At 55.4% G+C, this 14116-nt stretch carries 9 protein-coding genes and 1 pseudogene; all 10 read left to right on the plus strand.

Going from position 1 to position 14116, the window contains the following annotated elements; translation table 11 throughout:
- The first annotated feature begins 35 nt into the window (after positions 1 to 35).
- A complete protein-coding gene (locus AC0V6Z_RS01115) occupies positions 36 to 1415 on the plus strand; it encodes an MATE family efflux transporter (protein ID WP_472639597.1) in 1380 nt (459 codons plus the stop codon).
- An 85-nt stretch (positions 1416 to 1500) separates the two neighbouring features.
- Positions 1501 to 3930 carry a chemotaxis protein CheA gene (locus AC0V6Z_RS01120; RefSeq protein WP_472639598.1) on the plus strand — a complete coding sequence of 810 codons (2430 nt, stop codon included), beginning with the start codon at positions 1501 to 1503 and terminating at the stop codon, positions 3928 to 3930.
- A complete protein-coding gene (locus tag AC0V6Z_RS01125; RefSeq protein ID WP_472639599.1) occupies positions 3930 to 4370 on the plus strand; it encodes a chemotaxis protein CheW in 441 nt (146 codons plus the stop codon). Before AC0V6Z_RS01120 ends, AC0V6Z_RS01125 begins: the two co-directional genes overlap by 1 nt.
- Before the next feature lie 54 nt (positions 4371 to 4424).
- A pseudogene (locus AC0V6Z_RS01130) lies at positions 4425 to 4791 on the plus strand (response regulator).
- 147 nt (positions 4792 to 4938) lie between these two features.
- The gene (gene cheB / locus AC0V6Z_RS01135; protein WP_472639600.1) at positions 4939 to 5862 is read left to right on the plus strand and encodes a chemotaxis-specific protein-glutamate methyltransferase CheB; all 924 of its coding nucleotides are present in this window, start codon (positions 4939 to 4941) and stop codon (positions 5860 to 5862) included.
- A 57-nt stretch (positions 5863 to 5919) separates the two neighbouring features.
- Positions 5920 to 6774 (plus strand): CheR family methyltransferase, encoded by an 855-nt coding sequence (locus tag AC0V6Z_RS01140; protein WP_472639601.1) that lies wholly within the window; start codon positions 5920 to 5922, stop codon positions 6772 to 6774.
- Positions 6775 to 7009: 235 nt separating this feature from the next.
- Positions 7010 to 8503, plus strand: coding sequence for a putative bifunctional diguanylate cyclase/phosphodiesterase (locus AC0V6Z_RS01145; RefSeq protein ID WP_472639602.1), 1494 nt, complete (start codon positions 7010 to 7012; stop codon positions 8501 to 8503).
- 170 nt (positions 8504 to 8673) lie between these two features.
- Complete coding sequence (locus tag AC0V6Z_RS01150; RefSeq protein ID WP_472639603.1) at positions 8674 to 10320, plus strand: methyl-accepting chemotaxis protein; 1647 nt, start codon at positions 8674 to 8676, stop codon at positions 10318 to 10320.
- A gap of 43 nt (positions 10321 to 10363) precedes the next feature.
- The gene (locus AC0V6Z_RS01155) at positions 10364 to 10540 is read left to right on the plus strand and encodes a hypothetical protein (RefSeq protein WP_472639604.1); all 177 of its coding nucleotides are present in this window, start codon (positions 10364 to 10366) and stop codon (positions 10538 to 10540) included.
- 382 nt (positions 10541 to 10922) lie between these two features.
- Complete coding sequence (locus AC0V6Z_RS01160) at positions 10923 to 14090, plus strand: S8 family peptidase (protein ID WP_472639605.1); 3168 nt, start codon at positions 10923 to 10925, stop codon at positions 14088 to 14090.
- Positions 14091 to 14116 lie beyond the last annotated feature (26 nt).

Consider the following 14116-nt stretch of genomic DNA (forward strand, 5'->3'; position numbering starts at 1 on the left):
CCAAGCGGCGACAGCCCAGCTAGTCGCGGTGAGAAATGAGCAATACTGATCAGCCGCAATCGGCCGAACCCAAAAAGGTATCGGCCAAACTAGCCAGCGGCTCCATTCCCGGTCATTTGATATCGCAAACCATGCCCATGGTGATCGGTGTGGCCGCGATCATGTCGATTGGCCTCGTCGATTCCTATTTCATTGGTCAGTTGGGCAGCGCAGAGCTAGCCGCGATTGCTTTCGTCTTCCCCATATCTGTCGCGCTGAGCAGCCTTGGCGTCGGCGTAATGGTCGGCATCAATTCTGTGGTCGCAAGGGCGCTGGGCGAAGGTGACCGTGACAAAGCGTTAAGGCGGGCCAATTTTGGTGTGCTGTTTGCCATCGCGACCGGACTGGCGATTGGGCTTACCCTGTTCGCTATCCTCGATCCGCTGTTCAAGCTGATGAATGCGCAGGCGGAGCTACTGCCAATCATCAAGGTGTACATGCAGCCCTTCGCCCTGGGCTTTCCGTTGATCGTCATCATCATGGGCCTGAACGGTGTGCTGCGCGGACAAGGCGAGGCGCGCAAAACCAGCTATGTCTCGGTCACCTATGCGGCGGCCAATTGGGTGCTCGATCCCATTTTAATCACCGGCGCATTCGGTTTTGAAGGCTATGGGATTATCGGCGCCGCCTATGCGACCATCATTGGCTGGGTCTTGGGCCTGATGGTAGCACTTTACCTGCTGTCGCGCACGCAATTGCCCTTCAGCCCGTCGCAGCTACGCGGCGGCGCAAAACTTGAACCGATGCTGGCAATGCTGCGCGTTGGTGTACCTGCAGCATGCTCGAATGCGATCAATCCGATTGGGCTGTCGATCCTTACCGCTCTGATCGCCGCAGAAGGTCAAGCCGCCGTCGCGGGCTTTGGCGCGGCGGGGCGGCTACAGAGCTTTGCGGTGGTGCCGCTGCTCGCACTGTCTGGCTCAATTGGTGCGATTGTAGGGCAGAATTGGGGCGCGCAGCAATTCGACCGAGCGCGCGAGGCAACCCTTTATGCTGGCGGTTTCTGCATTATTTGGGGCCTAACGCTGGCCATTGCCATGGTCGCAGCCGGGGAATGGTTCGCCGATTTCTTCACCGAAGACCCGGCGGTCATCGCCGAATTCGCACTTTACCTCCAGATAGCTGCCTGGGGCTATGCCGGGTTTGGCCTGCTGATTGTCGCCAATGGCATTTTGAACGCGGTCGACCGGGCAAGTTTTGCTCTGTTCCAATCGGTCTCTCGCGTCTTCCTGATCATGCTCCCTGTGGCATTCATGCTGCAATCAGAACGGGGCAGCGCCGCCATCTACATCGCAGAACTCGCCGCAAACCTGTTTGGCGCGGTAAGCGCATGCCTGATTATCACCTTTGTTTTGCGCCGCGCGCGGTCCAGCTAACATGCACAAAACACGGCTTTGGTGACCGTTCGTTAACCATCGTGAGCCATAGAGACCTCTGGAAACAATTAGGGGCAATGGCGTCATGGATGACCTGCTGGCGGATTTCGTCGCAGAAACCCGGGAAATGTTGGAGGCTAGCGAAGGCGAGATCATCGCCTGGGAAGCCGATCCAACAGATCGCGCGCGTTTGGATACGATTTTTCGGTTCGTGCACACGGTGAAGGGCAATTGCGGCTTCTTCGATTTTCCGCGTTTGGCGAGCTTAAGCCACGCCGCAGAAGATGCCCTGTCCGATTGCCGTGCTGGTCGGCGCGAAGCCGATAGCGCTCTGGTGAGCGCGGTTCTGGCCGTGATCGACCGGATCGTGGAAATGGTCGACATTATCGAGGCTGGCGATGAAATCCCTGAAGGCAGCGATGAAGCCCTGATCGCCGCATTAGGCGAGAACAGCGACCTGACCGCAGGTGAGATTGACGGTTTGTCCGATCTGGTTGGTGCCGTTGAAGAGGTAGCCGCCGCGATAGAAAATGCGGAAGAAGGTGCTGCTGACGAAGGACAAGGCGAGCAAGAAGCCCCGCGCGCGCCTTCTCAAAATGCCGGTGTCCAGCGCTCCATCCGCCTGCCAGTTGACCTGCTTGACCGCGTGATGAGCGGCGTTTCCGACATGGTTCTGGCTCGCAATGACCTGGCCCACCGCCTGCGTCAGGCAGGCAACCAGCCAACCATTGATGGCCCGTTTGAGCGCCTGACCACCATTCTTTCCGATGTCCGCGATGCCATCACCCGAATGCGCATGCAGCGGATCGAAACACTTTACACCGCCCTGCCCCGCTTGGTTCGCGATCTGTCGGCCGATCTTGGCAAACAGGTGATGATCGATCTGGAAGGCGGCGATGTTGAGCTCGACCGTGAGATGATCGAGACCGTCCGCGATCCACTGACCCATATTATCCGCAACGCGATCGATCATGGGATCGAAGAGCCGAGCAATCGCATGTCAAAGGGCAAGCGCGAGATCGGCATTTTGTCGATTTCCGCTCGCCAGTCTGGCAACACGATCTCCATCGTGGTCAGCGATGATGGCGATGGTCTGAATGAAGAGCGGATTGCCGCCAAAGCGGTTTCTGTTGGTCTGATCACCGCAGCCGAGCGCGCAGCAATGAGCCGCGAGAAAATCCTGCAACTTGTGTTCGAGCCTGGTTTCTCAACCGCCGAAACGATTAGCAATGTCTCAGGCCGCGGCGTTGGCCTTGATGTGGTTCGCGATAATCTAGAGCGCGTGGGAGGCTCCATCAGTGTCTCCAGCACGCCTGGTGTCGGGTCGATGTTCACTCTGAAGGTGCCGCTAACGCTCAGCATCATTGCAGGCCTAACAGTCGAAATCGGCGATCAGCGCTTTGCCATTCCGCAAAGTTACATCGAAGAGATCATCGATTCGACCTCAAAGTCGCTCGATTTCACTCGCGTTGGCGAGACCGCTTTGATCACCTTCCGCGGCAACCGGATCCCATGCCTATCCTTGGCAGAGGTGCTGGGCCTACCGAGTACAGACATCGCCGAGGGTGAACACACCATGGTGCTATTGCGCTTGGCCAGCGGCGATCTGTTCGCCCTGGCGATCGACCGCATTCACCACCACGGTGACCTCGTGGTTAAACCACTGGCCCCGGCGGTCATGAACTGCGGCGTATATGCCGGTTCAACCCTGTTGGATGATGGACAACCGATCTTGCTGCTGGATGTGACCAATGTCGCAGCGGAACATGGTCTGGTCTCTGATGCCCGCACCCGCGTGCTGCAAGCGGCAAACGAGCAAGATCAGGACGCCGGTGAGGCGCTCAGCCGCGCCATGCTGTTCACCGATTACGAAGGCCGCAAGCGCGCCGTTCGTCTTGAGCTGGTCCAACGGATCGAAACCGCCAAGGCGAAAGAAGTCGACATTTCGCCGGATGGCAAGCGCGCCGTTATCGATGGTGTCATTCTGCCACTGGTCGGGCTGCCGAGCGGTCAAAAACCCACTGGCAAGATCCGTCTATTGAGGTTGTCGGACGACACGTGCGAGCTGCTTTACGCCGTACGCGAGGTTGATGACGCCGTTGAATTGCAAAATGCGCTTAAACCGGTCGATGATGATCCGCTGGTAGAGGCTCTCACTCTGGTTGATGGACAGACAATCGCGCTCATCGATGGGCATGAGATCTTTGCTCGCTATGGCGAGCCGCCAGAGCTGACAAGCAAGCCAACCTGTCATCTGCCAGACAGCGACTGGGCGCGCACAATCCTAGGCCCTCTGGTCAGCGCCGCCGGTTATGAAGTCGTAAGCGGCACAGACGAGGCAGGTGATATCGCCATCGTCCTGGATGACAGCGAACCAGATACGAACTTGGCCGAGGGTGAGTTCATTCGCCTTCGCAGCCATCCAGATACATCCGACAATGATGGCTCCATCTACCGCTATGATCGCGATGGATTGGTCGATGCGCTGCGCCGCGCACGCGCGGGAGGTAAGTGATGAACGATTTGATGGTCATGGTCGAAATTGGCGGCCGCCGCTGCGCATTGAACGCACATGATGTTTCCTCTGTAATAGAGCTTGGCGTGGTCACGCCTGTGCCACGCACAGCTGACTTTATCGCTGGGATCACAGCTATGCGCAGCCAATCGCTGACTGTAATCGATTGCCGCCGCGCCCTGGGCATGGATCCGAAGAAATTTCCGACCGATCATCGCGGTGCCGTGGTTTCGATCGCCAACCATTCCTACGCACTGATGGTTGATCGGATAGACGACATTAACACCGCTACGTCCGAAGCTGAGAATGTCAGCGGCGGGTTCGGGCCAGAATGGTCACGGATCACCACTGGGATGGTTGAAACCCCAACCGGCCCAGCTTTGCTGATCGATCTTGCTCTGCTCATCGCAGGTCCAGAATCTCTCGGAGCGGCTGCTTAAGACAAAACTTACGGGTGAGGCGTAAGCAACATCGAAGGAACAACAGGGGTCCTTATGAAAACGTGCCTGATAGTCGATGATCTCGCGTGTAATCCGGAAGGTTTCAAGACATATTCTCGAAACCCTTGGATTCGTCGTGGACGAGGCCGAAAACGGCCAGATGGGGCTTGATCGCTGTGATGAGCAAATGCCCGATGTGGTGCTGCTTGATTGGAACATGCCGGTCATGACCGGTATCGAGTTTATCACACAGCTGCGCAAGCGTCCGGATGGCGACAAACCTAAGGTCGTGTTCTGCACTACCGAAAATGATGTCGCGCACATTCGCGAGGCAATCCAAGCCGGTGCTGACGAATACGTCATGAAGCCGTTTGATCACGAAACACTCCAGATCAAACTGCAGCTGGTTGGATTCGCGTGAGCGCACACACACCCATATCTAAACGTCCTTTACGCAGGAATTCGCCCAGCAAAGAAACTGGCGATTCCTCTGTCAAAGTGATGATTGTCGACGATCTCGCTTACGGTTCGCACCGTTTTCAAGCGAATGGTTGAAAGTGATCAAGCGATGTCAATCGCTGGCACGGCGAGCAGCGCAGAACGCGCGATCGCAGAACTTAAAACCACACATGCCGATGTAATTCTGCTCGACCTGGAAATGCCAGGAATGGGCGGACTGGATGCCCTGCCAGAAATTCTCAAGACCGCAAAAGACACACAGGTCTTGGTCGTATCTTCGCTGACGCAAGACGGCGCAGAACACACAATGGCCGCCCTTTCCATGGGCGCAGCCGACACGATGCTAAAACCGCGCCCCGGCGGCTTCAACGAAGAATATCGCGAGCAATTGCTCAGCAAAATCAGAGCGCTGGGCAGCCATGAAGGCAAAAGCAATGACGCGGCTCCAACGGCGACAGCCAAAAAGCCAGCGAAGCGCGCAATTGCTCCAGCGAAGAAACGCCCAGAGTTGCTTGCCATTGGCGCATCGACCGGCGGCATCCATGCGCTCAATCTGCTGCTGCGCGATTTGCCACCGAGCTTCGACCTACCAATCCTGGTTACTCAACATCTACCAGCGTCTTTTATCCCAGTCTTTGCCCGCCAAATCGAAGTCGCATGCGGGCGCAAGACGATGGTCGCTGAAGAAGGCACCGTCATCACGCCTGGGGAAATCGCTGTCGCGCCAGGGCATGGCCACATGACGCTGCGTCGCAGTGGTGACCGCTTAATCACCAAAACATCGAACGCGCCTGCGCGAAGTGGATGTATGCCGTCTGTCGACCCCATGTTGGAAAGCATTGCCGAAGTGTGCGGCGGTCAAGCCTTGGCGATTATCTTATCGGGCATGGGCCGCGACGGTGCGCAAGGCGCCGAGGCACTTTACAACAACGGCGGCGTTGTTTTTGCGCAGAATGCCGACACCAGTGCTGTCTGGGGTATGCCAGGCGCGGTAACAAAGGCCGAGCCTCGCCAGTCTGGTCGGAACACCTGAGGATTTGCGTGAGGCGATGATCGCTCTTGCTGGCCCAGCGCGCGCGGATGCTGCAGCATGGAAGTAAGCGAAGCATCCCACCAGATTATCGCGGATCTCTTGGCCTCGCATACTGGGCAACACCTGACCGAAAGCCGCCGATGGCGAGTTGGCACGGCCCTCTCGGGTGTGTTCCGCGAGCATGGCATTAGCAATATCGACCAGTTGGTTTGCCTATTGGCAGATCAGGGGCAGGAAAGCCTCGCCCAAAGCGTGGTCGAGGCATTGCTCAATAATGAAACCTATTTCTACCGCGACAAGCCAACTTTCGATCAGCTACCAGACAATGTTCTACCAGAGCTCGCCGAAAAACGCGCAGCAGCTAAGCGTCTCTCGATTTGGAGCGCCGGCTGTTCAACCGGACAAGAAGTGCATTCAATCGCGATGATGTTTGCTGAGCAAGCAGCGCGTTGGCACGGCTGGACAATCGAAATTCTGGGAACAGATATTTCGCACAGTGCCATCGCCACCGCTCGCAGCGGCAGCTACACTCAGTTCGAAGTGCAGCGTGGCCTTAGCGTCGCGCAGATGCTGCGCCATTTTGATGAGACCACCACCGGTTGGCAGCTTCACGACGACGTCTTGGCCTACACCCGTTTTCAACAACACAATGTGCTCAAAGAGCCGCCTAGCCGCCAGAAATTTGACTTGGTCTTGTGCCGCAATGTGCTGCTGTATTTTGATCCTATCACACGCCAGGCAGCCTTTGAGCGTTTGCGCAGCGCGCTGGCACCTGATGGATTCTTGATGCTCGGCGCTGGAGAGACTGTGGTTGGGCAGACAGATGCCTTTGCGCCGATTTCAGGCCGCGCCAGCATTTACAGTCCGGTCTATGCTACTACTCAAGCCACACGCATGGCCGCGATCGGATAGATCACTCTTTACTCACATCGTCAAAGTGCGCCGACAAATTCGTTCATCAGCTACAAATTTTTCGAATGGCCCATGATAAAAGTGATATTTTTCAATAACTTCAATAAAACGCAATTTACGCTTCTTTAGCTAATTCCCCTTAGCAACAACATTCGCAAAAAAGCGCCATAGAGCGCAATACGGGGAAATTTTGGTGCTAAACAAATGGACAACTTTACGGCTCACGCCGTCTACGATGGTCGTCGCACCATTCGTAATTTTGTCACTGATCTTTGGCGCCATCTCTCTCATCGTCATCATGAGCGACGAGATCGAGTTTCGCTCTCCCTCAAGCCTTTTGATTGCTGGGATCCTCGTCTACGCGGCAACCATCTTCTTGCTCAGCCGCCTTGGCCTAATGCAGGCCCGCGAGCTGGAGGCAATGACCACAACCGACACGCTAAGCCAACTGCCCAATCGGCGCGCCTTGCACCAAGATATCGACAATGCTCTGCGCACGCCAACCGAGGTAGCGGTGGCCATTATCGACTTGGATAGCTTCAAGCAGGTCAACGATCACTTTGGCCATTCCGTTGGTGATCAGTTGATCCAGAAATGCTCCGACATTCTGCGATCCGCTAGTGAGCCAGAGGCGCGCTGCTATCGTTTGAGCGGCGATGAATTTGCAATTCTAATGGTCGGCGAAGTCGCGGGAACCATTCTGGAAGGCATGTCGCGCACCGTCCTGGAACAATTGGCCAAACCACTGGCGATCGGCGAACGCAGAATTCCCGTTGGAGCGAGCGTTGGCCTGGCCCGCTGCACGGGTGATGAGCCGGTCGAATCTTCAGAGCTCATGCGCCGCAGCGACGTCGCTATGTTCATGTCAAAGCGCGGCGGCAAGATGCGTTGCACTTGGTTTAACGAGAACTTTGACCGTCGCCGCGAAGCCGTACGTGAACTCGATGAGGGACTCCGTAAGGCTCTTGCAGAAGGTGAATTTGCACTGGCCTATCAACCGTTGGTGGATGCGGATGACGGCACGATCGTGGCGGTTGAATCACTCTTACGCTGGAACCGTCCGGACGGAGAAAACATAGGTCCAAATGTGTTCATCCCGGTTGCTGAGGAATCCGGCCTGATCAATGCAATCGGTCTCTGGGTTCTGCGTCAGGCCGTAACCGATGCCTTGTCGTGGGACGAAATCAAGTTGTCTGTGAACATATCAGCGGCTCAATTACGTAATCCCGAGTTCCCGGTCCAATTGGGGCAAATTCTCGAAGAAAGCGGCTTCCCGCCGCAGCGTCTCGAGCTTGAAATCACAGAAACCTGCCTCGTGCTCGACCCAATCGTGGCGGAGCGCACGCTCGATGTCATTCGCGGCTTTGGCGTCAATGTGGCACTAGACGATTTCGGCACAGGTTACGCATCAATTGGTTTCTTGCGCCAATTCCGGTTTGAGAAGCTGAAGCTCGACCGCAGCCTTGTGGTCCAAGCCGGTGATGATGAAGGCAGCCGGGCGATGATGCTCTCCAGTATCGCCGTGGCGCGCGCCCTTAAGATGGAAGTGACCGCTGAGGGTGTAGAAACAACAGCTCAGGCTGATTTGGTTCGCACGGCCGGTTGCGATCAAATCCAAGGCTGGCTCTATTACAAGGCCATGCCCGCTGGTGAAATTGCAGGATTGCTTACCTCACCGACTGGAGAGGCTGGAGGCGCAGCTGAGCTTAGCGACGAAACCGCGGCATGATTTATCAATAATAAAATTCAATTATTGATACTGCATATTTATTATATCCAATATCAAAAAATTCACTTCAAATATAAATAACGACAATCCTAACACTCTAATGAAGGATTTATAAAGGATTTTCGTTCAGGAATTTTATTAGACGACGACCTGAGTTGGGATATTCCGAAATGAACATTACGACGCAGCAGGAAGAGCTCGGACGGCTCGCAATGCCTGAATTTGCGCGCAAAATGGAAAAAGAGATCGCTGCTGAAATTGCGGATCTCGATCAGTCTACTGATCAAACGAACAAGAGTTTTCTCGACCGAATTAAGTGGTTTCGCAATTTGCGGATCGCTGGCAAGATCAAGGCAATATTCGGCACATTCTTTGCGGTTTGCTTCGCGATGACCCTCGTCCTCGGTCTCGGGCTAACCGAGCTGTGGCAGCGCACCCAGACCAATAATGAAATCAACAATGCGGTCCTCGCATCGGTTGATCTGCGCGGCACCACTGGAGAGCTACGCTACAATTCTGTTCGCTACATCTTCGGCGGCGAAGACATAGCGCTAGAGCGGCAGCGCGACAGTTACGAGGCGGCTCAAGCACAGGTTAACCAGATCGAAGGCATCGTCTCGGCGCAAGTTCCGCAAATGAGCGATCGACTGACGCAAATTCAGACCGATCTTGTTGCGTACAATGCCACATTCAACAATCTGCGAGATAGCTTGGAGCGAGAGGGTCGCAGCGAAGCATCCATTGCACTGTCTTACGAGCTATCAAACCAAGGCGATACTTTGTTTGCAGACTCACGGACTTTCGCAATCGACCTTTCTGTCTACGGCGAGCAAGTGCGCGAACGAGGTGTCGACTATTTCTTTGGCATGGTTGGGATTGTCGCTGCGCTCGGCTTCTGCGCGACACTAATCCTACTGCTCGGCCTGCGTTACATGTCGTTCGGCATTGGTCACAGCATTTCAGACATTACAGAAGGCATGAACCGCTTGGCCAAGGGTGATCCCAATTTCGAGATACGCGGTCATGGCCGCGGCGATGAAATCGGCGACATGGCGAAATCGTTGGAGCTGTTCAAACGGGCCAACCGCCAAATGGAAATCTGGGCCAGCGAGCGAGCAAAGCGCGCCGAAGAACAGATCCAAGAGCAAAAAGAGCGCGAGCAAGAGCGCGCTGAGAACGAGAAGCGCAAAGCGGAAATGCTCAATGAACTCGCCAAGCAATTCGAGCAAACCGTAGGCGATGTTGTCCAAGGCGTGGCCGCCGCATCAAGCCAATTGCAAGTCACCGCAACCAATATGGCCTCTTCCGCTGAGCAATCGAGCCAGCGCACCAGCGAGGTCGCGCAAAGCATGAAAGAAGCCAATTCCGGCGCGACCGCGGCGGCAGCAGCGAGCGACGAGTTTGCCATGTCAATTGGCGAGATCAGCCGTCAAGCGACCTCTTCAAGCGAGCTCGCTCGTCTGGCGACCGATGCCACCAACGAAGCAGACACGACCATTTCGGAACTCTCAGCCTCTGCGGAACAAGTTGGCCAAGTGGTAGAACTGATCCAGACTATTGCTCAACGCACCAATCTGCTAGCGCTGAACGCCTCGATTGAGGCTGCGCGCGGCGGCGAGGCAGGACGCGGCTTTGCCGTGGTTGCTAGCGAAGTGAAAGAACTGGCGATGCAAACCAGCCGTGCGACTGAAGAAGTCGCCGCGCAGATCAGCGCGATGCAGGATACAACCGGCGCAAGCGTCAATGCTCTGCGCGCGATTGCTAAGCCAGGTTCGCGATCTGGAAAGCACCGCGATCTCAATCGCCAGCGCCGTTGATCAGCAATCGGTCGCTGGGCAGGACCTCGCCCGAAGCATCGATATGGCTGCACGAGGAACAGATCAGGTGTCAGTCCACATTTCCGATGTGCGCGAATTGTCACTCTCAACCGGAACCGCCGTCGGCCAAGTGCTGACCAGTGCCACCGACCTTGAGGAACAGGCTGGCAGCCTGAAAGAACATGTACAGGCGTTTCTGACCCGCGTGCGTGCTGGATAAGGCCTCTACAAGCGCTCTAACGCGCTACCTCGGACCACGTAGACAGCCGAGCCACAACCGATCTCAGTGACAAATTTGGATACTTTGCAAACCGCTTCTGCGATTCGCTCTAAGCAACATTGAGACCGTTTGGCATTAAACTTAAAGCAGGCTAATTTTTCCTGATTGCGCCTGTTGAAGGCCCCATTTACTCAAAATTTACTGCTGCGACGCAGCAGCTGTGCCACTTTGCTGACTGCAGCCGTCAATCGCAGCGCCGTCGATAGTCTTCAGACTTCTTAATATTTTAACCATTCACATCAATCCAAGTCCAACTGACCCTCTGTAATCCATGCAACACGAAGGCGTCCCTGCACGCCGAATGATTGATTGGATGAACAGAATGGCTACCAAGTTTGCATCAGGAGTTGCTGGAATTGCGATAGCGGCATCGCTCGCAGCCCCTGCCTATGCCCAAGATCAAACGGTCGACGAACTTCCTGTTTTGGATGAAAGAGACCTCGTTCTTGCTAATGAACTGTCGGCTAACACACATCGCCTGTTACCACTGAATGCTAAGACGGCGCAGGAAGATATCCTTAGCTCGCCAGCATTCGCCGCTTGGTCATCAGATCAAGCCACCGGCAATGTTGTCACCGCGACCCCAATCAACGCGGCTATCAACACTGTTCGCACACCAACCGCTTCAACTGTTAACACCGACCTCAGCGCAAACACAGGCCGTGTGACGCTGCGCAGCATCGACCCATTCTACGGCGACATTAATCCCTTCTACGGCGACATTGGTGCATTCTACGGCGACATTGGCGCGTTCTACGGTGATATTAACCCGTTCTATGGCGACATTGATGCCTTCTATGGCGACATCAGCCCCTTCTACGGCGACATTGGTGCGTTCTGGGGCGATATTGACGCATTTTATGGCGATATCGGCGCATTTGATGCGACCAACCTGAAATTGCTAGGTGATTTCTGGGCCGAGAGCGGCGCTCAAATGGCCGCTGCCGATGAAGTCTGGGGCAGCCTCAGATACACCGAAAGCAACGGCCAATTCACGCCTGTCTATGATGGCACCCCGAACCGCATCCTCAATGCGCTTGGCACGCTCATCGACCAAGCCGAAGTTCAGTTTGGTGCAGCCTATGAAGCCGAAACTGGCCGCTCTTTCCGTGATGATTTCGTCACAGAGGTTCTCGCGCGTCACGGCGTTGACCTGAACGACCGGGTTTCGCTCGCTGGCAAATCAGCCAATGATCGCGCCGCATTCTTCCTCGATTGGCACGACAGCTTGATGGGCTATTCCGGGATCGATCATGTTGATCACTGGATGAATACGATCAACTGGACGCCCTCAGTTACGCAAATTCAAGGTTCAGGGAGGCAGGCCGTTATCGGCGTGGTCGATGGCAGCTTTAGCGCCGATTCTGACCTTGCTGATAACATTGCCTGGTCGGGCGGCGGCGCAACATCGGTCAATGGCCATGGCGCAGGCGTTGCCAGCCTGATTGCCGCTGCGCATGATGGCGAAGGTATTTTGGGCATCGCGCCACAGGCACAGCTCGCAACATACAATCCATTTGATGCCGATAACACCGCGACTTGGGCCGGAGTGCAGCAGGGTATTGAGGAACTGCTACTCGCATATGTTGGCGGCAACGACACAGGCTATGTCAGTGTCGTGAACCTGTCGCTGGGCGAGAGTGGTTGGGCGGTCTCACAAGGCTTGGCTGATGTATTGAACAGCAATCATCTGAGGCGGTACAATAATGAGACGACATATGTTGTCGCCGCTGGCAATGATGGTATTACGCAAACGGCTGATATTGATTGGGATTATTCCAGCGACACAACCTTTATTCTGGTTGGTTCGCTTGGTCTGAATGGTGAAATCTCCAGCTTCTCCAACCGTCCGGGCAGCGCATGTCTGCTCGACAGGGGCGTATGCGAAGCCGGTAATGAACTTTACAATCGCACGATTGTCGCACCGGGTGAGTTGATCCTTGTATCGGATGGCGCAGGCGGTGTGGTCCGCCGTTCAGGCACTTCCTTTGCAGCTCCCCTGGTATCAGGCGCAATTTCTCTGCTGCATGATCGTTGGACTTGGCTTGCACGCAATCCTGAAGAAACGGCAGAGATCATCTTCCGTTCTGCGCGCGATCTGGGCGTACCTGGAGTGGACGAAGTATATGGCCATGGGTTGCTGGACGTTGCAGCGTCGCAATCGCCGCTCGATTTCAATGCTTTGACATTCAAATCTCATCGCGGAAATGGCAAATCCACTGTCGCGGTCACCACTTCGGTCAGCGAGCTGCTCGGAGCGGGAATCCCAGGGCACTGGGAAACTGATGGGGCATTCATCACAGCGATCGAAAAGATCGGTAACACATACCGTGACTTTGCCATCCCGGTATCGTCACTCACATACGGCGGGACCACAGATGTGCTTGGCCGGGGTGAGCAGCGTTTCCAGGACTTCATCACAGGCCGGTTTGAAAATTGGTTGCTGAGCAAGGGCGCTGACAAGGATGGTAACGGCAAAGTTGGCGTGACCCAGATCACTTCTGCTGTTGCTCCAACTCGTGGCGAATGGAGCCTGCAATATGATATGATCGCACCGCGTCTGACTGATGAGGGTGCCATTGATCCTGTCCACACCGCAGCCAGCCTGACTGATCCGAGCGGCAAGTTCTCTTTCACCGTCGGTCATGGCCAAGGCGCGCTTTCGCTGACCGGACAACGTTTCGGCTTGATCAGCGATCACGATCAGGATGTTGGCGGTGTAAACCCCATTTTGGGTCTTGCATCGGGTGAAGTCTTTGGTTCTGCAAGCTTCAAGCCGACGCCCTCGACCACCATCACTGCTGGTTTCAGCGAGGAACGCGAAGATTGGCAAGATATCTCGGGTGTGTCGGAACTGCAGCGTGAAATTCAGCGTAACCTTGGCGCGCGCGAGGCGCGTGCCATGACCCTTGGCGTTGAGCAGAAGGTGACAGACAATGTCTCGCTCAACATTCAATGGACCAATCTGCGTGAAGATGATGCGCTGTTGGGTGTGCAAACATCCTCTGACGAATTCCTCGGCAATGGTTCAAGAACGGACGCTGTGACCATTTCTGCGACCGTCAATGTTGGCCAGGGCTTTTCATTCGACCTGTCGGCAACCGGAGCGGGCACCGATACTGCTGGCGGCCAATTGTTCGCGAATAGCAATCGTATCACCAGCACCGCTGGCCAGATCACGATGAACAAGCGCGGCCTGATGGGCAGCAATGATGTGTTGCGCGTCTCTGTCGGTCAGCCGCTAACAGTGGAATCTGGGCAGCTTGAATTTACCTCAGAACAGGTTGTTGATCGTGAGACCGGCGAATTGGGTTTTGTGACCCAATCTATCGGTATTGAAACAAAACGCCGCATGACAGGGGAAATTGTTTACGCAACGCCGCTAAGCAAGTCTTCGGAGTTAGGATTGTTCGGTCGCTACATCAGCGATGGCGATGGCGATGACCGCCGCAGCTACGTGCTTGGTGCGAGTGTCGGCCTACGATTCTAATCCGAAACGGCAAATAGTCCGACTTT

Source organism: Erythrobacter sp. SN6-5, assembly GCF_057364945.1.